The sequence below is a fragment of the Rahnella sp. PD12R genome (genome assembly GCF_019200965.1).
Classification (GTDB): domain Bacteria; phylum Pseudomonadota; class Gammaproteobacteria; order Enterobacterales; family Enterobacteriaceae; genus Rahnella; species Rahnella laticis.
Map to the genome: position 1 here is coordinate 143,927 of NZ_JAHTMS010000006.1, position 24,698 is coordinate 168,624.

The following is a 24,698-nucleotide window of genomic DNA, read 5'->3' on the forward strand; positions in this document are numbered from 1 at the left end:
GATGAAAGGACTGAATGGGATTAATACATCTTATTTTATATAAAATTTTGTATAATTTTACAAGGAAGTCATAATGAAAAAAATCGCCTTCGCGGGCAGTAGTCTTGCTGATCTGCGGGGATTCCCACTCAGCGTCCGGCAAGAAATAGGCTATCAACTTGAGCTTGTGCAGAAGGGGAAAATGCCGTTTGACTGGAAACCTATGCCAGCCATTGGCACCGGGGTCAGAGAGGTCAGGGTTAAGGATCCCGCAGGGATATTTCGCGTGATTTATCTGGCTAAATTAGAAGAGGCCATTTACGTGTTGCATTGTTTCCAGAAGAAATCTCAGACGACAAGTCATCAGGATATTGAACTGGCAAAGCAGCGATACAAAGCCCTGATAATGGAGTATTCGCAATGATTGAAGAGTTTGACAGCGTATGGGATGCCATTGAAGACACCCCGGAGCGGGCTGAAAACATGAAAGTGCGCTCTAAATTGATGAGGGTTCTCACCGCGCATATCGAAAATAACAAAATGACACAGGCTCAGGCTGCGAAGTTTTTCGGAGTAACGCAGCCGCGGATATCGGATCTTGTCCGGGGAAAAATCTCGGTTTTCAGTATCGATATGCTGGTCAATATGCTGGCGAGTGCTGAGCTGCGCATCTCGAATATCGAAATCAACGGTATCGCGGTTGCCTGAACACGCGTCAGGGAACGCAAGAGTTGGAAGATGTCTCGCAGGAATACACATCGGCGGTTTACGGCGTGAGAGTGTAGGAATACACTTTTTAAGTCGTGCAAGTTTTAACCGTTAATCACATAAGGATTATGTATGTCAGAAGCAAGAACAATGGAATTCAATGAGTTACCTGTTCAGGTAATGCCTGAAACACCGGCTGAAATATGGACGCGGGAGAATAGGAAAGGGATTGAGGCCATAAAGAAATATGCAGAGGAATATGGGGCTTTCTCTGACTATCAGCGTGCATTTTGATGGATCAGTACGCCATTTATACCAACAAGGGGGGAGGAAAAGCAGCCTATCCCTTTCTGCTGAATATTCATCATCCGTCAGCCGTGGGCTATCACCATACTGTCATGGTACCGCTGATTCCGTTGACCCGGCTTATTGATTTTCCGCCTAAAAAGCTTTGTCCGTTGCTCAAAATCCAACATCAGCATTATGTTGCGATGACGCACATGTTGGGAGGTGTTTCCCCGAAAGAAATCGGTGAGTGGATAAAACAGCTCGACGGTGAAATCTATGAAGTGAAAAACGCGTTTGATTTTTTGCTGAATGGAATTTAGAGAAAAGAGGGGCGTGATTTCCCCTCTGTAAGCTTTCATCTCAGGCGCTTTACCGTAAGTAATGAATCACCTGATTCCCGCTGCCGCGCCAGATCAGCGACGGGTCTTTCAGTTCCTGCACAAATTTGCCGTCCACCAGTACGTTGATGAGCGCCACCACGTCCTGCTGTTCTGGCGTCAATTCTCCGAGCGTGTAGCCGGTCCACATCCACACGTCTTTGCCGGGACATTCTGCCTCTACGCGCAGCAACAGCTGGCGTACGGCAGACAGATTTTGCGGATGCAGCGGGTCGCCGCCGGAGAGTGTAAGCCCCTGGCGGGGAATGACCGTGTTTTGCAGGTCAGCGATAATCCGGTCTTCGTCTTCCGGCGTGAACGGCTTACCGGAGTCCACGCGCCAGGTGCTTTTGTTATAGCAACCGCGGCATTCGTGGACGCAGCCGGAAACGAACAGTACGCAGCGCGTTCCGGGGCCGTTGACCACATCAACTGAGTAATATTGATGAAAATTCACAACATTAACCCAGTTGTCCGTTACCCAAATGCTTCACGCGGCGCTTCACTTCTTCCTGCTTACCGGCGTTAAACGGACGCGCATCCGGGCTGCCGAGATAACCGCAGACGCGGCGGGTGACTGACACGCGTGAAGGCTCGTGGTTGCCGCATTTCGGGCAGGTGAAGCCTTTGCTGGTGCACTCAAATTCACCGGTGTAGCCGCAGTCGTAGCATTCATCAATCGGCGTATTCGTGCCGTAATAAGGAACGCGGGTGTAGCTGTAGTCCCACACGTCTTCCAGCGCTTTCAGATTGTGTTGCAGGTTCGGATATTCGCCATAGCAGATGAAACCGCCGTTGCTCAGTGGCGGATACGGCGCTTCGAAGTCGAGTTTTTCATACGGATTCACCTTCTTCTCCACGTCCAGATGGAAGCTGTTGGTGTAATAGCCTTTGTCGGTAACGCCCGCGACCAGGCCGAATTCGGCTTTATCGAGGCGGCAGAAACGGTCGCACAGGTTTTCGCTTGGCGTGCTGTACAGGCTGAATCCGTAGCCGGTTTCGTCTTTCCAGCTTTCCGTGGCGGCTTTCAGACGGGCAACAATCGCCTCGGCTTTTTCACGCAGCTGGCTGGCGTCGAAAACGTGAGTCTGGTTGCCGAACAGCGCATTAATGGTTTCATGCACGCCGATATAACCCAGAGAAATCGATGCGCGGCCATTTTTGAAGATACCGGAAATATCGTCGTCGGCTTTCAGACGCACGCCGCACGCCCCTTCCATATACAGAATCGGTGCGACGCGGGCTTTGATGCCTTCGAGGCGGGCAATGCGCGTCATCAGGGCTTTTTTCGCCAGCAGTAAACGTTCGTCGAGCAGGCTCCAGAACGTCGCTTCATCCTGTTTTGCCTCCAGCGCGATGCGCGGCAGGTTCAGGCTGATCACGCCGATATTGTTGCGGCCTTCGTGGATCATCTCGCCGTTTTCTTCATAAACGCCCAGGAAGCTGCGGCAGCCCATCGGCGTTTTGAAGGAGCCGGTGACTTTGACCACCTGATCGTAATTCAGAATGTCCGGGTACATGCGTTTGCTGGCACATTCGAGCGCCAGTTGCTTGATGTCATAATTCGCGTCACCGGCTTTATGGTTCAGACCCTCGCGGATAGCGAACACCAGTTTCGGGAACACGGCGGTTTTGCGGTTTTTGCCGAGCCCTGCAATGCGGTTGCGCAGAATAGATTGCTGGATCAGGCGTGATTCCCAGGTCGTCCCGAGGCCGAAGCCGAAGGTGACAAATGGCGTCTGACCGTTGGCGGTGTGCAGCGTGTTGACTTCATATTCCAGCGACTGGAAGGCGTCATAACACTCTTTTTCGGTACGGCTGTGCGCAAAGGCTTCGACGTCAGCGACCTGCCATTCCTGCGCGATGGCGCGGTGTTTTTCAAAGCTGGACGTGACGAACGGTGCCAGTACTTCGTCGATGCGGTTAATAGTGGTACCGCCGTAAATGTGGCTGGCGACCTGCGCGATGATTTGCGCGGTGACCGCCGTGGCGGTGGAAATTGACTTCGGCGTGTCAATCTCGGCATTCCCCATTTTGAAACCGTGATTCAGCATGCCTTTCAGGTCGATCAGCATACAGTTGAACATCGGGAAGAACGGCGAGTAATCCAGATCGTGGTAATGGATTTCACCGCGCTCATGCGCCAGCACCACGTCCCGCGGCAAAATGTGTTGTTTAGCGTAATGCTTGGCGACGATACCGGCCAGCAAATCGCGCTGCGTCGGGATCACTTTACTGTCTTTGTTGGCGTTTTCGTTGAGCAGCGCCATATTGCTTTGCTCAACCAGACCGCGGATTTCCTGATTCAGGCGGCCACGCATTTCGCGTTTTACGTCGCGGTCATGGCGGTATTCGATATAGGCGCGCGCCAGTTTTTTATGCGGGCCAGCCATCAGCTGGTTTTCAACGGCGTCCTGGATTTCATGGATATCGACGCGGGCCTGGTCTTGCAGATTTTCAGCGACAATGCGGGCGACCTGTTCACAGTAACCGACGCTGTCGATACCGGCGGCAGCGGCGGCGCGTTGCACCGCTTGTTTGATCAGAACTTCATCGAAAGGGACCTGACAACCATCCCGCTTGATCACGATGGGTTGCATTTTGTTGTTAGATTTAGCGGGTACGGATTCCAGTCTGTCTGCCTTCACAATGACACTCCTTTTACGCTCATTCCCGCGCCCCGCAAGGCTTACAGGCCGGTTGTGGGGGTTTTGCGAGAAATCGCTACATATTGGGTTGGGTGTGTACTATACACACTAGATGTAGGATCTGCGCGAGCGTTAATTGTCATTTTATTGACCTGAAACAAAGAATTTTTTCGTCGGAAGAATAGGTGAACAAATGTTAACTCTGGCCTGTTTTTTGCGTGTTGTTTTTTAAGGAGATGCATAAAAAACAAACGGGTCAGCCACTGATGTGACTGACCCGACAGAGGTGAAAATTCAGATTATTCGAGAAGTTGCCAGCGGCATTCGTAAGGACGAAGGCTGCCTGAAACCGTTGCATCGCCATAGTTGCTCAGCAGCGTTTTTCCTGCGAAATCAGGCAGACCGGCGGCCTGATTTTCACCGCTCAGATTCGCCATCACCTGCAACGTTTGCCCGTTTGCCTCACGCTGGTAGCACCACAACTGCGGGTGTTCCGGCAACAGATCCTGATAATCCCCGTGAGTCAGCACCGGCACGGTTTTGCGCAGCTGAATCAGTTGCTGATAAAGATAAAACACAGAGTTTTTATCTGCCAGCGCCTGTTCAGTGTTGATGTCTTTTACATTATGGCTGACCGAAATCCACGGCGTACCGGTGGTGAAACCGCCCTGATCGCCGTCGTTCCATTGCATCGGCGTCCGGCTGTTATCACGGGATTTTCGCGCCAGGATCCGCAGCAGTTCTTCGTTGCTGCGCCCGTCGGATTTCAGCTCGGCAAACATGTTCAGGCTTTCCACATCGCGGTACTGTTCGAGATGTTTAAAGCCCGGATTGGTCATGCCGATCTCTTCGCCCTGATAAATGTACGGCGTACCCTGCAAACCGTGCAGCACCATCGCCAGCATTTTCGCGGACGTTTCGCGCAGCGCGCCTTCATCGCCAAAGCGCGAGACAATGCGCGGCTGATCGTGATTACACCAGAACAGCGCGTTCCAGGCGTGGCAGTGCATTCCCTGTTGCCATTCGCGGAAAATCTGCTTGAGCTGCACGAAATCCGGCGGCGCGTCCGTCCATTTTTCACCGTTAGGATAATCGACTTTCAGGTGATGGAAGTTAAACGTCATCGATAACTCGCTGCCATCGTTGGCGGCGTAGCGGCGGCAATGTTCCAGTTTTGTCGATGACATTTCACCGACGGTCATCAGCCCGAGCGGCTTGAAAACGTCCCGGCTGAACTCTTGCAGGAATTCGTGAATACGCGGGCCGTCGGTGTAATAACGGCGGCCATCGCCGGTGTCATCAGCCGGGAAATCCTGCTGTTTGGACACCAGATTGATCACGTCCAGACGCAAACCATCGACGCCCTTATCGGCCCAGAACTGGCAGACTTTTTTCAGCGCCTCGCGCACCGGCGGGTATTCCCAGTTGAGATCCGCCTGCTCGGTGGCGAACAGGTGCAGGTAATATTGCCCGCTGTTTTCGTGCCACGCCCACGCGCCGCCGCCAAATTTTGAACGCCAGTTATTCGGCGGCCCGCCTTCCGGCGCACTGTCGCGCCAGATGTAAAACGGACGGAAAACGCTGGCCGGATCCTGCGACTGGCGGAACCATTCGTGGTGCGTCGATGTGTGGTTAAACACCATGTCCATGACGATGCGGATGCCGCGCTGATGCGCCTCGCGGGTCAGGCGCTCGAAATCTTCCAGCGTGCCGTAAGCCGGGTCAATCGCACAGTAATCGGCCACGTCATAGCCGTTATCAATCTGTGGCGACAGGTATACCGGCGTTAGCCACAGCGCGTCAACGCCCAGCGTTTTCAGGTAATCCAGACGCTGCGTGATGCCGTTGATATCGCCGGTGCCGCTGCCCGTGGTGTCCTGAAAACTCTTCGGGTAAATCTGGTAAATCACGCCGTTTTTCCACCACGGCAATTCGCTGCTCATCGCATTTTCCTTATTCAACATCTGTTTCTTCACACCGCCGCCAGCTCGCCGCGGCGGGCTTTACGCTGATAAACCAGAACGGTCAGGATGATTGGGATCACAATCGCCACCAGCATCGCCAGCGCGTAGATACTCCAGAACTGCGGTTTGATGGACAAAATGCCCGGCAGGCCACCGACGCCGATGCCATTTGCCGTCACGCCAAACAGGCCGCAGATAAGCCCGGCGAAAGCTGAGCCGATCATCGCGCAGAGCATCGGGAAGCGGTATTTCAGGTTGATCCCGTACATCGCCGGTTCGGTCACGCCGAGGAACGCGGAGATCGCGGCAGGTACGGAAATTTCACGCTCGTTGTGTTTACGGCTGACGATAATGACGCCGACAACGGCCGCGGCCTGCGCAATGTTGGACAGCGCGATCAGCGGCCAGACCGGCGTTCCGCCGGTGCTCTGAACCATCTGCATGTCGATGGCGAGCGTGGTCTGATGCACACCGGTAATCACCAGCGGCGCATACAGGAAACCAAACAGGGCGGCACCGACGGGCGCGAGGCTGCCGGTCATCACGAATTTCACCGCAAAGGCCACGCCGTCGCCGATCATGCGGCCAAACGGCCCGATCAGCGTGTGCGCCAGGAAGACGGCAATAATCAGCGATGTAACCGGCACAATCACCAGATACAGGTAATTCGGCACGATGCGTTTCAGGCCATTTTCAATCATCGCCAGCGCCATACCGGCGAGAACGGAAGGAATAACCTGCGCCTGATAACCGACTTTTTCGATGGTGAACCAGCCGAAATTCCACACTTCAGGAATTTGCTGGCCAAGGTTGTAGGAGTTCATCAGCTGTGGCGAAACCAGCGTGATCCCCAGCACGATGCCGAGAATTTCCGTTCCGCCCATTTTCTTCACGGTTGACCAGCACACGGCCACCGGCAGGAACATAAACACCGCTTCGCCCAGCAACCACAGGAAGTCGTAAATGGATTGCCAGAGCGGGTGCATCTGCGCCAGCGTCTGCCCGTCGCTCATCGGAATATCGCCGATAACGTTACGGAAACCGAGGATCAGACCGCCGCTGATCAGCGCCGGTAACAGCGGGAAGAAGATTTCAGCGAAATGCGAAATGCTGCGTTCGAACCAGCTCATATTCTGGCGTGCGGCCACTTTCGCCTGCTCTTTGCCGGCTTCGCTTTTGCCGGTGCTGGCGATCAGCACTTTGTAGTAATCGTCCACTTCCGGGCCGATGACGACCTGAAACTGACCGGCGTTGGTGAAACAACCTTTCACCATCGGCAGGGTTTCGAGGCCCTTCGGATCCGCTTTGGACGGGTCATTGAGGACAAAGCGAAGACGCGTGATGCAGTGAGTCACCATGGCGATATTGTCACTGCCGCCCACGAGGGCGATCAGCTGATCAACATCCTGTTGTTTTACCTTACTCATAGGAGGTGGCCTTTTATAGGTATGCGTAAATTTGTCGTTGAGGTAGGGAACGGTTCAAGCATAGCGAAGCCGGTGGGAACTTGTCCGGGAACGTTCCCGGTTTTGCCGGGACGATCACAAAGTTTCTGTTATTCAGAAAATCAAAGAGGGGAAAATCAGACGGCGAGCTGGCCGGGAATAATCAGCTGTTGCAGCGTCGCGGAACCGTCGAGCTGCGCCAGAAGCTGCTTCGCGGCGGCTTCTCCACCCGCGCCATAGCCGAGTTCAACCGACAGGGATTGCGGAAACAGAAAGTGCAGCAACGGGTTATTCCCGATACCGCAAACCTGTACGTCGCGGACTTGCTGCTGTTGCAGGTATTTCTGCGCGCCAATCGCAATGGTGTCGGAGGCGCAAATTACCGCCTGAATATCGCGGTCAAGCAACTGCGGGATCAGCTCAAAACCACTCTGGTAGGTGAGTTCGCCCAGCACAATGTGCGGCGTGAGGTGATGTTCCTGACAAAAAGCCCGGTATGCCTCGCTGCGGCGTTGGCCGGTGGTGGTGTCGTGCGGTGAAACGCCGATAAAGCCAACCGACCGGATATCCTGCGCCAGCAATTTTTGCATCAGCAGCTGCACCGCGCCCGCATCGTCGTAGCAGACCGAAGATAAACCCGGCATATCGCGCGCCAGCATCACCAGCTTATCTTTCCACGGCGTCAGCATTTGCGCGGACAATCCGGTAAAACCAAACAACACCACGCCGTCGATATTGCGCTGCTTCAGCACCTGCAAATGCTCTTTCACGCGTTCGGCGCTGAACTGACTTTCCAGCACAATCGGATCGTATCCCTGCTGATAAAACAACGGCAGCATGGCGCGCACCGCCTGATTCTCAGAAGGGGAATCCAGACGCGAAACGATAATCGCCACAATTTTGTCGCTGAAACCACGCATGGCGCGTGCCGATTTTGACGGGCTGAAATGCTCCTGCTCAATCACCTGCAAAACACGCTCACGGGTTTGCGGGCTGACATTGCCTTCATTATTCAGCACGCGCGATACCGTGGATTTTCCGACGCCGCTCAGGCGGGCAATGTCATTGATGGTCAGGCGATTTTGCATAGTTATTTTGTATGGTTGTTTGATGAATGATTAATAACTTGATCAGGTTTAATTTTGGTTGCAGTTCACCGGCGTATACTGCGCGAATTATCGAAGGTATATCCACTTATTCCTGATTACCCTAACGGATTTTCCTGCCCGACGGCTATGAATTTCCAAACTGTTCCTTACCGGAGGTGAAAACCTGATGGAACCCGACCCCAACTCTGTAGGTCCGTTGTGATCCGGTAAGCACCCGCCTTTTGCTGCTGCTTGCCGTGACGTTATCTGGTGAGCAGTGGTGTACGTTTTTTCGTTCGCCCTGTTTTTAGAAATCCTTTTGCCATGCTTATGGCGGCTTAGCCGTGGGCGCAACAAAGGTGCGAATGATGTTCAAAAATATAACTTCCCGGCTGCTCGATGCGCTCAGCCGCAACCTTCCGCGTCGTTTAGTTCGTCGCGACCCGATGCTCGAAACCGTTCCGGGCCGTGCCGCACAGGCGGTGCCTGCGGCGATGGCAGCGCATTGTCAGGCCTGTGCCCGTGCGACAGAAGACCAGCTTTACCTGCAATTTGACAGCCACCCTGAAGGGCTGACGGAGCAGGAAGCTGAGGCGATCCGCGAAGTCTCCGGCCTGAATCAGACCGGCGATCAGCAACCTGCGCCGTGGTGGCTGCACCTGTGGCACTGCTACCGCAACCCGTTCAATTTGCTGCTGACCGTCCTCGGCATGGTGTCTTACGCCACCGACGATCTGACCGCCGCGCTGGTCATCGGCGCGATGGTGTTTATCTCGACGTTCATGCACTTCATTCAGGAAGCGCGTTCCAACAAAGCGGCTGATGCGCTGAAAGCGATGGTCAGCAACACCGCGACCGTGCTGCGCAGCGACGCGCAAACCGGCCGCAGTGAAACGGTCGAAATTGCCATCAGCCAGCTGGTGCCGGGCGATCTGATTAAGCTGTCGGCGGGCGATATGATCCCGGCGGATTTGCGTATTCTCTCAGCCAAGGATCTGTTTATCAGCCAGGCGGCGCTGACCGGTGAATCCCTGCCGGTGGAAAAACACGCCTGCGAAAAGAAACCCATTGCTAACGATCCGCTTGAACTGAATACCCTGTGCTTTATGGGCACCAACGTGGTGAGCGGCACGGCAATCGCGATGGTGATTGCGACCGGCACCAAAACCTGGTTCGGCCAGCTTGCCGAACGCGTGGTGCAGGAAGATACCCAGCCGAACGCTTTCCAGGCGGGGATCAGCAAAGTCAGCTGGCTGCTGATCCGCTTTATGATGGTGATGACGCCCGTCGTTCTGGTGATCAACGGCTACACCAAAGGCGACTGGTGGGAAGCGGCACTGTTTGCGCTGTCCGTCGCGGTCGGGCTGACGCCTGAAATGCTGCCGATGATTGTGACGTCCACGCTGGCGAAAGGGGCGGTGAAACTGTCGCGCCAGAAAGTCATCGTCAAACGTCTGGACGCGATCCAGAACTTCGGCGCGATGGACATTCTCTGTACCGACAAAACCGGCACGCTGACGCAGGATAAAATCGTCCTCGAACGCCACACCGACGTGCTTGGCGTGACCAGCGATGACGTGCTGCACCTGGCGTGGCTAAACAGCCATTACCAGACCGGCCTGAAAAACCTGCTCGACGTGGCGGTGCTGGAAGCCGGTGATGCCAGTCAGGCGCACAATTCCCTGAAAGTTGATGAAATCCCGTTTGATTTCGACCGCCGCCGGATGTCCGTGGTGGTGGCAGAAAACGACCAGAATCACCGTCTGATTTGCAAAGGTGCGCTGGAAGAAATGCTGTCGATTTGTACGCTGGTGCAGCTCAACGGTGAGATTGTTCCGCTGACCGATGTGCTGCTCGGGCGCATTCGCCGCATCACCGACGACCTCAATCAGCAGGGGCTGCGTGTGGTCGCGGTGGCGCACAAAGTCATGCCTTCCCGCACGCAAGGCTACGGCGTTACGGACGAATCCAGCCTGATTCTGGCCGGCTATATCGCGTTCCTCGATCCGCCAAAAGAGAGCACCGCACCGGCGCTGGAAGCCCTGCAACGCAAAGGCGTGACCGTCAAAATTCTCACCGGCGACAACCCGCTGGTGGCGCGTAAAGTCTGCAAAGACGTCGGCTTAAAGGCAGATAACGTACTGATTGGCAGCGATATAGACGAACTCGACGATGTACAGCTGTTACACGTTGCCCGCGAAACCACGGTATTTGCAAAACTCACGCCGATGCACAAAGAACGCATCGTGCGCGTGCTGCGCGGCGAAGGGCATGTGGTCGGATTTATGGGCGACGGCATCAACGACGCACCGGCGCTGCGTGCGGCAGATATCGGTATTTCCGTGGATTCTGCGGTGGATATCGCCAAAGAGGCCGCCGATATTATCCTGCTGGAAAAAAGCCTGATGGTGCTGGAACAGGGCGTGACGGAAGGGCGCAGAACGTTCGCCAACATGCTGAAATACATCAAAATGACCGCCAGTTCTAACTTCGGTAACGTCTTCAGCGTGCTGGTTGCCAGCGCCTTCCTGCCGTTCCTGCCGATGTTGCCGTTGCACCTGTTAATTCAGAACCTGATTTACGATGTGTCTCAGGTGGCGATCCCGTTTGATAACGTCGATGAAGAACAGCTGGCGAAACCGCAGCGCTGGAACGCCGGGGATATTGGCCGCTTTATGGTGTTCTTCGGGCCGATCAGCTCCGTATTCGACATTCTGACGTTCAGCCTGATGTGGTGGGTGTTTAAAGCCAATACCGTTGAAGCGCAGACGCTGTTCCAGTCCGGCTGGTTCATCGAAGGGCTGCTGTCGCAGACGCTGATCGTCCACATGATCCGCACGCGCAAGGTGCCGTTCATCCAGAGCCGCGCGTCCTGGCCGCTGTGCATCATGACGCTGATGGTGGTGATTACCGGTATCGCGCTGATCTACTCGCCGGTTGCCGGATTCCTGCAACTGCAGGCGCTGCCGCTGAGCTACTTCCCATGGCTCATCGCGATCCTGGCCGGTTATATGGTGCTGACGCAGTGCGTGAAAGGCTGGTTTGTACGCCGTTACGGCTGGCAGTAAAACCTGAGCGGTAACCGGAAGACGGTGATTGTTAACGCAGTCACCGTCTTTTTTTTATCCGTCGTCTATAGTTATTCCTTTACGTTTCAGCGGGCTATGAGGGCCAGCTTTTATCTTTGAGGAATTTCACCGATGTTATTGCCTTTTCGCCGTACCCTTCTTGCGACTTCATTATTTCTGACCGCCTCCGCTTTCGCCGCTCCGGCAGGGGATCTGCCGCTGATGCCGTGGCCGCAGCAGGTAGAAATGACCTCGCCTGCGGGCAAATTTGTGCTTAACGATGCGCTGCAAATTCAGGTTAAAGGCGACGCACTGATGCCGGAAGTGAACCACTGGCGCGAGCGTCTGGCGCAGCAAACCGGCTGGTATCTGTTGCCGCAAAATACCGGCAGCGCGGGCGAACATCCCGCAATCAACATTGAGATCAAACAGAAAGTTGCCGCGCAGCCCATGCCGGACAGCGACGAAAGTTACCAGTTAACCGTGACGCCGCAGGGTGCGACGCTCACCGCCAATACCCGTTTCGGCGCGATGCGCGGCATGGAAACGCTGCTACAGCTGGTGCAGAACGACGGTGAAAATACGTTTATTCCGCTGGTTACCGTTCGCGATCAGCCGCGCTTTGCCTGGCGTGGCGTTCTGCTCGATTCCGCCCGTCATTTCCTGCCGGTCTCTGATATCAAACGCCAGCTTGACGGCATGGCGGCGGCAAAATTTAACGTCCTGCACTGGCATCTGAGTGACGATCAGGGCTGGCGCTTCGAATCGCAGAAGTATCCAAAATTGCAGGAACTGGCCAGCGACGGGCAGTTTTATACCGTCACGCAGATGAAAGACGTGGTGGCTTACGCCACGCAGCTTGGGATCCGCGTGGTGCCGGAAATCGACATGCCGGGTCACGCGTCGGCGATTGCGGTGGCGTATCCGGAACTGCTCAGCGCGCCGGGGCCGTACAAAATGGAACGATCCTGGGGCGTGCATGAACCGACACTCGATCCGTCCAGTGAAAAAGTCTATGCCTTTGCGGATGCCATCGTCGGCGAACTGACGCAGATCTTCCCCGATCCGTATCTGCACATCGGCGGTGACGAAGTGGACGCCACGCAGTGGAAAACGTCCAAACCGATCCAGGCATTTATGAAAGAAAAAGGCATCGCTGATACGCACGCGTTGCAGGCGTATTTCAACACCCGGCTCCAGACGATCCTGCACCAGCATCAGCGCAAAATGGTCGGCTGGGACGAAATCTTCCACCCGGATCTGCCGCACGACATTGTGATCCAGTCATGGCAGGGCCCGGATTCCCTCGGAGCCAGCGCGCAGAAAGGCTATCAGGGCATTCTGTCGACCGGCTTCTATCTTGATCAGCCGCACAGCGCCGCGTATCACTATCACAATGAAATTCTGCCGCAGCCGCTAGGCGTTGATCAGAACGTTGCTGACGGTGAAAAAGCGCAAAGCTGGAAATTCAACATGCCGCGCCTGAAAGGCAAACCGGTGGACGGCAGCTTTACGCTGATTGAAGGCAAAAACGGCTGGCGCGGATTCATTGATTTCACCGGAAAAACCCGCCGTGCGGTGCGCGATATTGTCTGGCAGGACGACGGTAAAGTCAGTTTTGCCGTCGATACCTGGATGGGCGACACGCGCCCGGTGCTGACCCTGAAAGACGGTAAATTCGACGGTTATTTCATTATCGGTAACGCGCGTTATCCGGTAACCGGCGGCCCGCTCAGCACCGTGCCGGACGGCCTGCCGCCGGTGGTGCCGGACGCTGAAAATATGAAAAATATTCTCGGTGGCGAAGCGGCGCTGTGGCAGGAAAACATCACGTCGCAAATCCTTGACCTGAAACTCTGGCCGCGCGGATTTGTGGTCGCAGAACGCCTGTGGTCGGCGCAGGACGTCAAAGATACCGGCAACATGTATCAGCGGCTGGCGAAAATCGACGCCTGGTCGGTGGTGTCGGTCGGGCTGCAACAGCACGCCGAAACGGCGCGGCTGATGACGCGGCTTTCCAACAGCACGGACATTGCACCGTTGCTGAGTTTCTCAACCGCGCTCGAACCGGCGCAGTATTACACCCGCCAGCACATCAAATTCCAGGCCGGACATTACACGCAGGCCGAACCGCTGAACCGTCTGGCGGATGCATTACCGGCGGAAAGCAATGCAGTACGTGAGTTCGCCGGGCAGATCGAAACGCTGGTGGCGGATCCGAAGAATCCGCAGGCGGCGCAGGCGGCACGCGGGCAGTTAGAGGACTGGCAGCGCAGCGCGGAACAGGTAAAACCGGTGCTGGCGCAGAACTCGGTGCTCAGACCGTTGCAGCCGGTGGCGGAACAGCTGGGTGCGCTGTCTTCGCAAGGGCTGGTCTGGCTGGAGAAACTGCAAAAAGGGGAAACGCTGAGTGCGCAGGAACGCCAGCAGGCGCAGGCCGCGCTGGACAATGCCGCCAAAGTGCAGGATGAACTGGTGCTGGCGGTAGTCTATCCGCTGGAGAAATTACTGGCCGGGGTGCAGGTTCAGAAGTAATCCTATAAAAAGCGCGACCGGTGAAGCGGCCGCGCTTTTGTTTTATTCCGTCAGGATCTTACGACTGCGCTTTGTTTTTACGGTCGTTACGACGGTTCACCCAGGTGTTGATGAGCAGGGTGATAATCAGAATCGACGCGATCACACCGAGCGAAATCCCTACCGGAATGTGGAACACGTCGAGCAGCAGCATCTTGATACCAATGAAGATCAGGATCACCGCAAGACCGTATTTCAGCATGGAGAAACGTTCCGCCACGCCCGCCAGCAGGAAGTACATCGCACGCAGGCCGAGGATCGCGAACAGGTTAGACGTCAGCACGATGAACGGGTCAGTGGTCACGGCGAAGATGGCCGGAATACTGTCTACCGCGAAAATCACGTCGCTGAGTTCAACCATAATCAGCACCAGCAGCAGCGGTGTGGCGAACAAGATACCGTTGCGGCGTACGAAGAATTTCTCGCCCTGTAAATCGTCGGTCATACGCATCTTACTGCGCAGCCAGCGGATCATCGGTTTCTCGCCCACTTCGCCGTCATCGTCTTTCGCCAGCGCCATCTTGATACCGGTGAACAGCAGGAACGCGCCGAACACGTACAGGATCCAGCTAAATTGCCCGACCAGCCAGCTGCCCGCGAAAATCATACCGGTACGCAGGACGATTGCGCCGAGCACGCCGTAAACCAGCACGCGGCGTTGCAGATTGGCCGGTATTGAGAAGTAGCTGAACAGGATCAGCCAGACGAAGACGTTATCGACCGCCAGCGCTTTTTCCAGCAGATAGCCGGTCAGGAACATGGTCGCTTTGGCGTCCGCCACTTCGCGGCCAAACTCGCCGTTGAGATACCACCAGAAGCCGAAGTTAAACAACAGCGACAGGCCAATCCACACCAGAGACCACATCGCGGCACTTTTCATGGTCATGGTTTGCGCGCCTTTGCGGCCCTGCAACAGCAGGTCGAAGGCGAGCATAATAATCACTACCACGGCAAAAGAGCCCCAGAGAATCGGGTTGCCTACGGAGTTCATCATCGGTTTATCCTCGAAAAAACATCAAAAAAAAACGGCCAGCGTCGGAAGACGTTAGCCGCTCTCTCTGAGCTATAAGCAAACCTCGCCTTCCGGCAAGGTCTCACTTACAACCAGGATGTATTCATAGAATATATCTGATTGCCCCGGTAACCGGATGGCTGAGACGGCGCTTAAGCGCGGGTCCAGACACCGTAATGACGATTATCCGACGAAGAAGTTACTCCCCTTTGCGATCCGGAAAATAATACAAAATGTATCCGCTGTCAAACATTCAGAAACATTATGGTTCATTATCCCGCCAGCGCCACCCGCTTGCCGAGTGCGCTGACGAACGCCAGCAACAGCCCGCGGCTGAGCGGTGTTTCGCTAAGGTGCTGAGCCTGACCGGCAAAGTCGACTCTGTCGTCTTCGGCAATCGATCCCAGCCATGACAGATACGTTTTCATCACCGCCAGACTGAATTCCGGGTGGAATTGCGTGCTGACCGCGTTCGGCCCGTAGCGCAGGATCTGATGCGGATCGTGCAGCGTTTTGGCTAAAACGGTGGCCGTCGCCGGCGGCGTGATGACGGTTTGCAGATGGATCAGGTTCGCCGCAAACTGCGCCGGAAGCTGCGAAACCAGCGGATCGAGATGTCCGGCGGGCGTCAGCGTGACTTCGTGCGTGCCGACTTCAATGCCCTGCGGATGGTAATCCACTTCGCCGCCCAGCGCGTAAGCCATCAGCTGATGGCCGTAACAGGCACCGAACATCGGTAATTCCTGCAACATGCCCAGACGCACCCAGTCGGCGGCTTCTTCACTCCACGCCAGATGTTCCGTCACCATGCTGCGCGAACCGGTGATAATGGCACCGCAGTAATTTTCCGGCGGAAGCGGGCGCTCACCGGCCTGTAAATCCACAATCACGACCTGCCGCGGATCGATATCGCCCTGACGGATAAACATCTGCGGGAAATTATCGTGCGCGCGGCGGATAGGGTCAGGCGCGTGGCCGGTCTGCAAAATCAACAACGGTTTCTGGCTGGGTGCAGTCATCTGTTACTCCCAATTAATAAAATCCCAATTAACGATAATTTCCGTACTGGCAGAGATTAAGCAGACTGCTGGTCGGCAGGGAACACCACGCCGGTCTGACGACGGATTTCCGTCAGCACTTTGGCGGTGATGCGCGATACTTCCAGCCCCGGGTGCGCGACAAACTGGTTATCCACCAGAATCGCAAAAGTTTCCGCTTCATACAGCATGGTATTGATGTGTTGTGGCTGCGTCAGATCCAGCTTCTGGCCGCCGCGTGGCGTCAGGCTGAGCGTCTGGCATTCAGACAGTTTCTCCATCTGCAACGTGCCTTCTTCGCCCTGAATTTCACTCGGCAGAAGGGAATCGCTGATTTTGGAATGGTTAATCACCACTTCGAAATCATCCGCATAAGACAAAATCACCGTGCCCTGACCGTCGACGCCGCTTTCCAGCAGGACGGCGGTAGCGGTCACAGATTCCGGCTCGCCAAACAGCGAAATGGCGCTCGCCAGGCAGTAATAACCAATATCCATAATCGACCCGTTAGAAAACGCCGGGTTGAAAGTATTCGGGTTTTCACCGGCCAGATAGCGCGGATAACGTGATGAATACTGACAGTAATTCAGGATGGCTTTACGCAGCGTACCGATACGGCTGAGCGCGCCTTTCATGTGCAGGAAATTCGGCAGATAGGCTGTTTTAAACGCCTCAAACAGCACGACGTTGTTTTCTTTCGCACAGCTAATCAGGCTTTCGGCTTCTGCCAGATTGGAGGCCAGCGGTTTCTCGCAAATGACGTGTTTTTTATGGCTGAGAAACAGCAGGGATTGCGGGCAGTGCAGGGAATTCGGGCTGGCGATATACACCGCATCAATGAGATCGGACGCGGCCATTTCCTCAAGGGAATCAAAATAATGATCGACCGGATAATCCTCGCCGAGCTTTTTCGCGCCTTCCAGCGTGCGGGAGTAAATCGCGGTCAGCTTCATTTTACCGCTCTCGTGCGCGGCATCGATAAAACGCTGGGTGATCCAGTTGGTGCCAATTACCGCAAAGCGAATCATGAGGGATCCCTATAGTTGGTCGTTAATTATTATTGGTACAACTTGCCGAATATTTCCAGATGCGTCAGGTACATGCGCGTATCAAATTCTAACTGATGATAGTCCGGCGTCATGTGGCAGCAAAGGCTGTAGAACGCTTTGTTATGTTCTTTTTCTTTCAGGTGCGCGAGTTCGTGAACCACGATCATTTTGAGGAAAGCTTCCGGCGCGCTTTTAAAGACGGTGGCGACGCGGATTTCTGCTTTGGCTTTCAGCTTGCCGCCCTGAATACGGGAAATGGCGGTATGCAGCCCCAACGCGTGTTTCATCACGTGGATTTTGTTGTCATAAGCCACTTTACTTAACGGTGATGAACTGCGTAAAAACTGGTTTTTCAGGTCGAGCGTATACTGATAGAGCGATTTGTCGGTGGTCAGCTCGTGCGGCTCGGGGTAGCGCGACAGCAACACGTTACCTAAACGTTCCTGTTCGATTAACTGGCGCACCTGAGCCTGAAGTTGCTCGGGATAGCCTTGCAGATAGGTCAATTCAGACATAACTGTTTGCTTTGTCTCTTATTGCCGGGGAAAAGGTGCCGGATCGTTAAGCGTGGTTTTTGGAGCGATCGCTGGGATCAGGCAGATAAACCCCTTTTTAACTGAAAAAACATTTTACTGATAGCCCAAATTAGGGGATAAACAGCGCAAATTGAATATTGAGGAGGGCCAATGAGCCAATTCGAACTCGAAGTGGGTGGACAGTTACTGCAACTGAACCTGGAACGTTATCCGCAGGATGAAGCGGCAACGCAGTTGCAGGCATGGGAAGCGGCCGATGAATATCTGCTGCAAACCCTGAACACCGACGCGCTCAACGGCCGTCCGCTGCTGATTTTCAACGATGCTTTCGGCACGCTGGCCTGTGCGTTGCAGGAATTCAATCCGACCAGCATTAATGACTCGTTCATGAGCCAGCTGGCGATGCGTCATAACCTGCGCGATAACGGTTTTGACGAAGACAGCGTGGCGGCGCAAAGCAGCCTCGTGCCGTTGCCGATCAACCCGGGTCTGGTCGTGATTAAAGTGCCAAAAACGCTGGCGCTGCTGGAACAACAACTGCTGGCATTGCGCGAAGTGGTGACGGCGGATACGCAGATTATTGCCGGTGCGAAAGCCCGCGATATTCACACCTCGACGCTGCAACTGTTCGAGAAAATCCTCGGCCCGACCAAAACCAGTCTGGCATGGAAAAAAGCGCGTCTGATCCATTGTGAAGCCACATTGCCCGCTCAGCCGGCAGAACCGGTGATTGCCGAATGGGCGCTGGACGACAGCGAATTCCGTATTTCCAACCATGCGAACGTGTTCTCACGCAGCGGGCTGGATATCGGCGCGCGCTTCTTCATGCAGCATTTGCCGGAAGGCATCGAAGGCCGCATGGCGGATCTGGGCTGCGGCAACGGCGTAATCGGCATGACCGCGCTGGCGCTGAACCCGGATGCTGAAATGCTGTTTGTCGATGAGTCTTACATGGCGGTGGAATCGAGCCGTCTGAACGTTGAAAACAACCTGCCGCAGGATCTGAACCGCTGTCATTTTGAAGTGAACAACATGCTGGCAGGCGTAGAACGTGAAACGCTGCACGCCGTGCTGTGTAACCCGCCATTCCACCAGGGCACGGTCATCAGCGATGACACCGCGTGGCGCATGTTCTGCGACGCCAAACGTTGCCTGCAAACTGGCGGCGAACTGCGCATCGTCGGCAACCGTCATCTGGATTACTACCAGAAACTGCGTCGCCTGTTCGGCAACTGCACAACCATCGCCACCAACCAGAAGTTCGTGATCCTGCGCGCGGTAAAAACGGCGGCTCAGCACTGATTTAAGCCAGCACCTATGAATAAGCCGCTCCCGCGGCTTTTTTTTCGTCTGGCTTTTTTTCGACTGAGTAGTCCCTTAGATCGCCAGTGCCAGTTTCGTTCCCTGACCGATAGCGCGCCGCGCATCCAGCTCTACTGCGACGTCCGCGCCGCCAATCAGATGCACGATTTTTCCGGCGTCCACCAACGGCTGATACAGCGCGCGCTGCGGCTCCTGTCCGGCGCAGATAACGATGTTATCCACTTCCAGACACACCGGTTCGCCGTTCATGATGAGGTGCAAACCCGCGTCATCAATGCGTTCGTAACTGACGCCGCTTTGCATTTTTACGCCGCGCTGCAACAGGCTGGCACGGTGGATCCAGCCGGTGGTTTTGCCCAGTCCCGCGCCGACTTTGGTGGATTTACGTTGCAGCAAAACAATATCGCGCGCGGCAGGTTCCGGCTGCGGGCCTTGTGGCGCAAGGCCGCCGCGCTGCGTCAGTGTCTGATCAATACCCCATTCGTGGCTGAATGCGCTGTTGCTCAGGCTCGATGACGGGCCGTTGTGAATAAGGTATTCGGCGGTATCAAAACCAATCCCGCCTGCGCCGATAATCGCCACCCGCTGGCCGACCGGTTTTTTATCGCGCAGGACGTCGAGATAAGTCAGTACGCGCGGATGGTGGATCCCCGGAATATCCGGCAGACGCGGCGAAATTCCGCAGGCGAGGATCACTTCGTCATAACCGTTCAGCTGGCTGGCATTCACGGTTTCACCGAGACGCAGTGTGACGCCCAGCAGTGTCAGCTGGCGCGAGTAGTAGCGCAGCGTCTGATAAAACTCTTCTTTGCCGGGGATTTGCTTGGCGACGTTAAACTGGCCGCCGATTTCGGTATTGGCGTCAAACAGCGTGACGTGATGCCCGCGGCTGGCGGCAGTTGTCGCAAAGGCCAGACCGGCCGGGCCAGAGCCGACCACGGCCAGGCGTTTGAAATGCTGCGCACGCACGACCGGCATTTGTGTTTCATGGCAGGCGCGCGGATTCACCAGGCAGGATGTCACTTCGCCGGCAAAAATCTGATCCAGACAGGCCTGATTGCAACCGATGCAGGTGTTGATTTCGTCCGCACGGCCTTGCGCGGCTTTCTCGACAAACGCCGGATCGGCGAGGAACGGGCGCGCCATTGAGACCATATCGGCGCAGCCTTCGGCGAGAATTTTCTCCGCGACGTCCGGGTCATTAATGCGGTTAGTAGTAATGAGCGGAATACCGACTTTGCCCATGAGTTTTTGCGTCACCCAGCTGAATGCGCCGCGCGGCACCATCGTGGCGATGGTCGGAATGCGCGCCTCGTGCCAGCCGATGCCGGTATTGATAATGCTGGCCCCGGCCTGTTCGATGCGCTGCGCCAGCATTTCGACTTCCTGCCAGTCCGAGCCTTCCTCGACCAGATCCAGCATCGATAAGCGGTAAATAATGATGAATTCCTCACCGCAAATCTGACGCACCCGGCGGACAGCTTCCGTGGCAAAACGCATTCTGTTTTCCACGCTGCCGCCCCAGCGGTCGGTGCGCTGATTGGTGCGGACGGTGAGAAACTGATTAATCAGATAGCCTTCTGAGCCCATGATTTCCACGCCGTCGTAGCCGGATTCTTTCGCCAGACTGGCGCAGCGGGCGAAATCCTCCAGCGTCGATTCAATCTCTTCTTCGCTCAGGGCATGCGGTGTAAAGCGGTTAATCGGTGCCTGAAGAGCCGACGGCGCGACCGGATGGGGCTGATAGCTGTAGCGTCCGGCATGCAGGATTTGCAGCGCAATTTTACCGCCCGCGTCGTGAACGGCCTGCGTCACAACGCGATGATGCGTGATGTGTTCCTGCTCCGCCAGAACGGAACCGCCGTGATAAACGACGCCCTGCGCATTCGGCGAGATCCCGCCGGTGACAATCAGCCCGACGCCTGCCGCCGCGCGTTCGGCATAAAAGGCCGCCAGACGCTCCGGCCCGTCTTCCAGCTCTTCAAGGCCGGTGTGCATGGACCCCATCAGCACGCGGTTTTTCAGCTGCGTAAAACCTAAATCCAGGGGCGCCAGTAGGTGCGGATAAAACGGCAACGCGCGTTCAGTCATGGAATTCTCTTAAGTGGTCGGATGAGATAGTTTCAATTTAGCCTCTGGCAGGGCAATTGGAAAGTTAGCGCGCAATGATTGTGATAGGCGTCACTGTGGGGCTGTTGCGGAGAGTTAATTAACTATTACGTATATTATTAAGGGTGGCTCTTTAATTAGCCGGGTTATTAAGGCGACCGGTAAACATCAGGTCGTAGCAGATAAAATAATTATTTCTTTGTTTTTACACAATATTGATTATGTGCAGGTTGTTTATTTTTAACATTTTTTTCCTGAATCGTTACGGCTAGGATTATTTTTATAAAAGGATCTCGAATCGATTCAGTTCGGGTTAGAGCTGGACTAGGCTGGAGCTGCTTCACCCTAAAAATTCATTTCTAACCTGGATATATACTATGAATCTTAATGACCATACAGCCTGCCGCCCGTTTACCGAAGCCGGGCATTTGTCCCAGATTGCAGCCTATTATGAAGAGGGCCGTAATGTCATGTGGATGATGCTCAGGTCTTATCCACGTCCTTGTTTTAATCAGGAGCTTATTGAAGACATCATGACGCTGACCTACGCCGCGAAGGCATCGGGGCTGCGTTTTGATTTTTGGGTGACCGGATCGCTTGTGCCCAATATGTACAACGTGGGCGGTGATCTGAGTTTCTTTGTTGAAGCCATCATCAATAACAAACGCGAGGCCTTACGTTCGTATGCCCGCGCTTGTGTTGATTGTGTTCATGCGGCGGCGCGGGGTTTTGATGTCGGCGCAATCAGCTTGTCGATGATCGAAGGCACCGCGCTGGGCGGCGGATTCGAAGCGGCGCTGGCGCATCATTACGTTCTTGCGCAGAACACCGCGCGCATGGGGTTCCCGGAAATTGCGTTCAACCTGTTTCCGGGAATGGGCGGTTACTCGCTGGTATCGCGCAAAGCAGGGATGAAACTGGCGGAAGAGCTGATTTCCACCGGCGAATCACATACGGCGGAGTGGTTCGAAAGCCGCGGTCTGGTGGATGTTTTGTTCCAGCCCGGCGAAGGCTTCAACGCCACGCGTACTTTCATGGATGTCCTGCGGCCAAAACTCAACGGGATCAGGGCGATGATCCGGGCGCGTCAGCGCGTGTTGCAGCTGTCCCGTTCAGAGCTGATGGATATTACGGAAGATTGGGTGGATGCCGCATTTACGCTGGAGGAGAAGGATCTGAGTTATATGGAGCGTCTGGTCATGCTGCAAAACCGGCATACCGCATCATTGCGTAAAACCGGTTAATAACAGACAGAAACAGCCCGTCACTGGCGCTATTTCTGTTTTGCTTTATGTTTAAAAACATTGGGTGAAGCAACTCTTTTTTCCTCAAGCCAGTGCTCCAGCTCAATCGCGGGCATTGGCTTGGCGTAAAGAAAGCCCTGTTTACTGTCCACCCCGATTTCATCCACCAGCTTTTCTTCTTCAGCCGTTTCCACACCTTCCGCGACCACTGTCAGTTGCAGGGTTTTTGCCACTGCGACAATCGCCCGAACCAGCGCCTGCGAAACCGGATTGTCATTGATTCCACGAATAAAACTCTGATCCAGCTTGATGCAGTCGAGCGGAATACGCGCCAGTTGCGACAGCGAGGAATAACCGGTGCCGAAATCATCCAGATGCACCTGCGCACCCAGTTTATGCAGCTGATTAATCATGACGACGGCGGCGCTTTCATCTTCCACCAGGCAACTTTCCGTCAGCTCGAAATCAAGCAAGCAGCCTTTCATTCCGGCTTTTTTCATCGCATCAGACAGCGTGGTAATGAAGGAACCGTTGTTGAGCTGGCGTCCGGAAAGATTCACCGCGACGCGCAGATTCAGGCCTTTTTTTTGCCATTCCGTCGCCTGACGGGTCGCTGTTTCAATGACCCATTTTCCGATAGGCGTAATCAGACCAGATTCTTCGGCATAAGGGATGAAGCTTTGCGGCTGGATCAGCCCGCGCTCCGGTGATTCCCAGCGCAGCAACGCTTCAACGCTTTGCACCGTGCCGTACAAAGACACTTTCGGCTGATAGTGCAAAACCAGCTGGTCTTTTTCGGCCAGCGCTTTGCGTAAATGCGTATCCAGCCACATGTATTCCGCGGCTTTCTGGTTCATTTCCTGCGAGAAAACGCAGTGTGCGTTTTTACCTTTTTCTTTCGCCACATACATTGCGGTATCGGCGTTTTGCAACAGCGTATCGCCGTCAGTGCCGTGTTCCGGGCAAATCGCAATGCCGCCGGAACAGCCGGTGTAGACTTCAATCAGCCCGATGCGGAAGGGTAAGCCCAGACGGCGCAACACGCGCTGGCTCAGTGCTTCGAGCGAGTCGATTTCGGCATGCGTGCTGAGAATAATGAATTCATCGCCGCCTAAGCGCGCAAGTTTATCGTTGGGCGACAGGCAATCCTGAATCGCATCTGAAACTGCGCGCAGCAGGTGATCGCCAAACATGTGCCCGTAGGCGTCGTTGACCTTTTTGAAGTTATCCAGATCCAGATAAATCAGGCCGACTTTGTCATCGCCGCGTTCTTTCAGCGCCTTTGCCAGCGATTCCTGCAAGGCATTGCGGTTAGCGAAACCGGTGACTAAATCGGTGTTGGCCAGAACGCGTAACCGCTCCTGCGCCTTGCGTTCATCGGTAATGTCAGAGCCGGAGCAAATCAGGTATTTTTGCTGTTTACCGCTGCCGCTGTGGACAAATTTATTGCGGAACAGAAACAGCCGCTGGCCTTTTACCGTGTTGATCCAGCGCTCGACTTCATAGGATTGCTGATGCTGAAAAAAACCGTTGATGTTCTGGCGCGACGCCAGCCCTTCTTCCATCGACATAAACAGGTCATAGGCGCTGCGCCCGATGACGTCTTCTTCGCGCAGACCGGTATATTCTTCACTTAACCGGTTGAAACGATGGATTTTGCCTTCCTGATCGATAATCACGATGACTGAGTTGGCCTCAGACACCACCTGCTCGGCGAACGTCAGGCCGACTTCCAGATCGTGTGCGACGGATTCAGTATCCTGATAAGCCGACGCGGTACCCGCCCAGGCTTTGCTGTCGATTTTGCGGCCCACCAGATACAGGCGAACGGGAGACCCGAACAGCGTGATATCGAGTGTGAAACTTGAGGTGATCCCGGTCAGTTGCCTGATTTTTCCTGCCTGCCATTGGGTCAGGGAAATCGCGACGTTGACGATGCCTTTCTCAGCGGATAGCTCCAGTGCATTGCTGTCGGAACCCAGCCGCCAGTAGGGGCGGGGTGTGCCGAAATGTAGGTACAAAATGGAGGCATCTTGAGAATCGACCATGAAATGTTTCTCCGCAAAGAACGCTATACGCCGCCAGTGTGGCGACAGGGCAACAGTCAGCACAGACGGAGCTTACTCTGTTCAGCACATTCGCAACGCTCCGTAACGAACGGATAAAGGGCGAGGGCGCGTAACACATTGAATTTAAGGTTAGCAACTGTCGGTTAGATATCCAGTCGCCAGGCAGAAATTACTGCTCAG

At 55.0% G+C, this 24,698-nt stretch carries 19 protein-coding genes; 8 read left to right on the top strand and 11 right to left on the bottom strand.

Going from position 1 to position 24,698, the window contains the following annotated elements:
• The first annotated feature begins 70 nt into the window (after positions 1-70).
• From KWG64_RS13640 to KWG64_RS13655, 4 genes are all read left to right on the top strand, one after another.
• Positions 71-403, top strand: coding sequence for a type II toxin-antitoxin system RelE/ParE family toxin (locus tag KWG64_RS13640; protein ID WP_218522276.1), 333 nt, complete (start codon positions 71-73; stop codon positions 401-403).
• Positions 400-687 (top strand): helix-turn-helix domain-containing protein, encoded by a 288-nt coding sequence (locus KWG64_RS13645; RefSeq protein WP_101078355.1) that lies wholly within the window; start codon positions 400-402, stop codon positions 685-687. The genes KWG64_RS13640 and KWG64_RS13645 overlap by 4 nt, the downstream gene beginning before the upstream one ends.
• A 132-nt stretch (positions 688-819) precedes the next feature.
• On the top strand, positions 820-981 hold the full coding sequence (locus tag KWG64_RS13650; RefSeq protein ID WP_218522181.1) for a type II toxin-antitoxin system CcdA family antitoxin: 162 nt from the start codon (positions 820-822) through the stop codon (positions 979-981).
• A complete protein-coding gene (locus KWG64_RS13655) occupies positions 981-1,295 on the top strand; it encodes a CcdB family protein (protein WP_104923467.1) in 315 nt (104 codons plus the stop codon). The genes KWG64_RS13650 and KWG64_RS13655 overlap by 1 nt, the downstream gene beginning before the upstream one ends.
• A 49-nt stretch (positions 1,296-1,344) precedes the next feature.
• Here the strand turns inward: KWG64_RS13655 and nrdG are convergent, their stop codons facing one another.
• The 5 genes from nrdG to treR form a co-directional block, all read right to left on the bottom strand.
• The gene (gene nrdG, locus KWG64_RS13660; RefSeq protein WP_195823919.1) at positions 1,345-1,809 is read right to left on the bottom strand and encodes an anaerobic ribonucleoside-triphosphate reductase-activating protein; all 465 of its coding nucleotides are present in this window, start codon (positions 1,807-1,809) and stop codon (positions 1,345-1,347) included.
• A gap of 4 nt (positions 1,810-1,813) precedes the next feature.
• On the bottom strand, positions 1,814-3,952 hold the full coding sequence (gene nrdD, locus KWG64_RS13665; RefSeq protein WP_218522277.1) for an anaerobic ribonucleoside-triphosphate reductase: 2,139 nt from the start codon (positions 3,950-3,952) through the stop codon (positions 1,814-1,816).
• A gap of 347 nt (positions 3,953-4,299) precedes the next feature.
• The gene (gene treC / locus KWG64_RS13670; RefSeq protein WP_218522182.1) at positions 4,300-5,943 is read right to left on the bottom strand and encodes an alpha,alpha-phosphotrehalase; all 1,644 of its coding nucleotides are present in this window, start codon (positions 5,941-5,943) and stop codon (positions 4,300-4,302) included.
• Between the two features lie 29 nt (positions 5,944-5,972).
• The gene (treB, locus tag KWG64_RS13675; protein WP_218522183.1) at positions 5,973-7,391 is read right to left on the bottom strand and encodes a PTS trehalose transporter subunit IIBC; all 1,419 of its coding nucleotides are present in this window, start codon (positions 7,389-7,391) and stop codon (positions 5,973-5,975) included.
• Positions 7,392-7,546: 155 nt separating this feature from the next.
• The gene (gene treR / locus KWG64_RS13680; RefSeq protein ID WP_218522184.1) at positions 7,547-8,497 is read right to left on the bottom strand and encodes a trehalose operon repressor TreR; all 951 of its coding nucleotides are present in this window, start codon (positions 8,495-8,497) and stop codon (positions 7,547-7,549) included.
• A gap of 365 nt (positions 8,498-8,862) precedes the next feature.
• Between treR and mgtA the strand changes: the two genes are divergently transcribed.
• Together mgtA and KWG64_RS13690 are read left to right on the top strand one after the other, a co-directional pair.
• Entirely contained in the window at positions 8,863-11,565 is a 2,703-nt protein-coding gene (gene mgtA, locus KWG64_RS13685; RefSeq protein ID WP_218522185.1) for a magnesium-translocating P-type ATPase, read from the top strand.
• Between the two features lie 132 nt (positions 11,566-11,697).
• On the top strand, positions 11,698-14,100 hold the full coding sequence (locus tag KWG64_RS13690) for a beta-N-acetylhexosaminidase (protein WP_218522186.1): 2,403 nt from the start codon (positions 11,698-11,700) through the stop codon (positions 14,098-14,100).
• A gap of 58 nt (positions 14,101-14,158) precedes the next feature.
• On the opposite strand, the gene KWG64_RS13695 is transcribed toward KWG64_RS13690, so the two are convergent.
• The 4 genes from KWG64_RS13695 to KWG64_RS13710 form a co-directional block, all read right to left on the bottom strand.
• Positions 14,159-15,133, bottom strand: a complete 975-nt coding sequence (locus KWG64_RS13695; RefSeq protein ID WP_305079894.1) for a TerC family protein — start codon at positions 15,131-15,133, stop codon at positions 14,159-14,161.
• A gap of 290 nt (positions 15,134-15,423) precedes the next feature.
• Positions 15,424-16,170 (bottom strand): glutamine amidotransferase, encoded by a 747-nt coding sequence (locus tag KWG64_RS13700; protein ID WP_218522187.1) that lies wholly within the window; start codon positions 16,168-16,170, stop codon positions 15,424-15,426.
• A 56-nt stretch (positions 16,171-16,226) separates the two neighbouring features.
• Positions 16,227-17,216, bottom strand: a complete 990-nt coding sequence (locus tag KWG64_RS13705; protein WP_218522188.1) for a Gfo/Idh/MocA family protein — start codon at positions 17,214-17,216, stop codon at positions 16,227-16,229.
• Between the two features lie 29 nt (positions 17,217-17,245).
• Positions 17,246-17,752 carry a M48 family metallopeptidase gene (locus KWG64_RS13710; protein WP_218522189.1) on the bottom strand — a complete coding sequence of 169 codons (507 nt, stop codon included), beginning with the start codon at positions 17,750-17,752 and terminating at the stop codon, positions 17,246-17,248.
• 171 nt (positions 17,753-17,923) lie between these two features.
• On the opposite strand from KWG64_RS13710, the gene rlmG reads away from it, so the two are divergent.
• Positions 17,924-19,075 carry a 23S rRNA (guanine(1835)-N(2))-methyltransferase RlmG gene (gene rlmG, locus KWG64_RS13715; protein WP_218522190.1) on the top strand — a complete coding sequence of 384 codons (1,152 nt, stop codon included), beginning with the start codon at positions 17,924-17,926 and terminating at the stop codon, positions 19,073-19,075.
• A 75-nt stretch (positions 19,076-19,150) separates the two neighbouring features.
• Here the strand turns inward: rlmG and KWG64_RS13720 are convergent, their stop codons facing one another.
• Entirely contained in the window at positions 19,151-21,187 is a 2,037-nt protein-coding gene (locus KWG64_RS13720; protein ID WP_218522191.1) for an FAD-dependent oxidoreductase, read from the bottom strand.
• 395 nt (positions 21,188-21,582) lie between these two features.
• Between KWG64_RS13720 and KWG64_RS13725 the strand changes: the two genes are divergently transcribed.
• Entirely contained in the window at positions 21,583-22,449 is an 867-nt protein-coding gene (locus KWG64_RS13725) for a crotonase/enoyl-CoA hydratase family protein (RefSeq protein ID WP_152325245.1), read from the top strand.
• 29 nt (positions 22,450-22,478) lie between these two features.
• Here KWG64_RS13725 and pdeR read toward each other — a convergent pair whose 3' ends face one another.
• The gene (pdeR, locus tag KWG64_RS13730) at positions 22,479-24,497 is read right to left on the bottom strand and encodes a cyclic di-GMP phosphodiesterase (RefSeq protein WP_218522192.1); all 2,019 of its coding nucleotides are present in this window, start codon (positions 24,495-24,497) and stop codon (positions 22,479-22,481) included.
• Between the last annotated feature and the right edge of the window lie 201 nt (positions 24,498-24,698).

Excerpts from the sequence above, each read along its gene's own strand:
- KWG64_RS13650 (WP_218522181.1), top strand. The coding sequence starts at position 820 with ATGTCAGAAGCAAGAACAATGGAATTCAATGAGTTACCTGTTCAGGTA.
- nrdD (WP_218522277.1), bottom strand. The coding sequence starts at position 3,952 with ATGCAACCCATCGTGATCAAGCGGGATGGTTGTCAGGTCCCTTTCGAT.
- KWG64_RS13700 (WP_218522187.1), bottom strand. The coding sequence starts at position 16,170 with ATGACTGCACCCAGCCAGAAACCGTTGTTGATTTTGCAGACCGGCCAC.
- treR (WP_218522184.1), bottom strand. The coding sequence starts at position 8,497 with ATGCAAAATCGCCTGACCATCAATGACATTGCCCGCCTGAGCGGCGTC.
- KWG64_RS13720 (WP_218522191.1), bottom strand. The coding sequence starts at position 21,187 with ATGACTGAACGCGCGTTGCCGTTTTATCCGCACCTACTGGCGCCCCTG.
- mgtA (WP_218522185.1), top strand. The coding sequence starts at position 8,863 with ATGATGTTCAAAAATATAACTTCCCGGCTGCTCGATGCGCTCAGCCGC.
- KWG64_RS13655 (WP_104923467.1), top strand. The coding sequence starts at position 981 with ATGGATCAGTACGCCATTTATACCAACAAGGGGGGAGGAAAAGCAGCC.
- KWG64_RS13710 (WP_218522189.1), bottom strand. The coding sequence starts at position 17,752 with ATGTCTGAATTGACCTATCTGCAAGGCTATCCCGAGCAACTTCAGGCT.
- KWG64_RS13645 (WP_101078355.1), top strand. The coding sequence starts at position 400 with ATGATTGAAGAGTTTGACAGCGTATGGGATGCCATTGAAGACACCCCG.
- KWG64_RS13695 (WP_305079894.1), bottom strand. The coding sequence starts at position 15,133 with ATGATGAACTCCGTAGGCAACCCGATTCTCTGGGGCTCTTTTGCCGTG.
- pdeR (WP_218522192.1), bottom strand. The coding sequence starts at position 24,497 with ATGGTCGATTCTCAAGATGCCTCCATTTTGTACCTACATTTCGGCACA.
- KWG64_RS13705 (WP_218522188.1), bottom strand. The coding sequence starts at position 17,216 with ATGATTCGCTTTGCGGTAATTGGCACCAACTGGATCACCCAGCGTTTT.
- treB (WP_218522183.1), bottom strand. The coding sequence starts at position 7,391 with ATGAGTAAGGTAAAACAACAGGATGTTGATCAGCTGATCGCCCTCGTG.
- KWG64_RS13690 (WP_218522186.1), top strand. The coding sequence starts at position 11,698 with ATGTTATTGCCTTTTCGCCGTACCCTTCTTGCGACTTCATTATTTCTG.
- KWG64_RS13725 (WP_152325245.1), top strand. The coding sequence starts at position 21,583 with ATGAATCTTAATGACCATACAGCCTGCCGCCCGTTTACCGAAGCCGGG.
- treC (WP_218522182.1), bottom strand. The coding sequence starts at position 5,943 with ATGAGCAGCGAATTGCCGTGGTGGAAAAACGGCGTGATTTACCAGATT.
- rlmG (WP_218522190.1), top strand. The coding sequence starts at position 17,924 with ATGAGCCAATTCGAACTCGAAGTGGGTGGACAGTTACTGCAACTGAAC.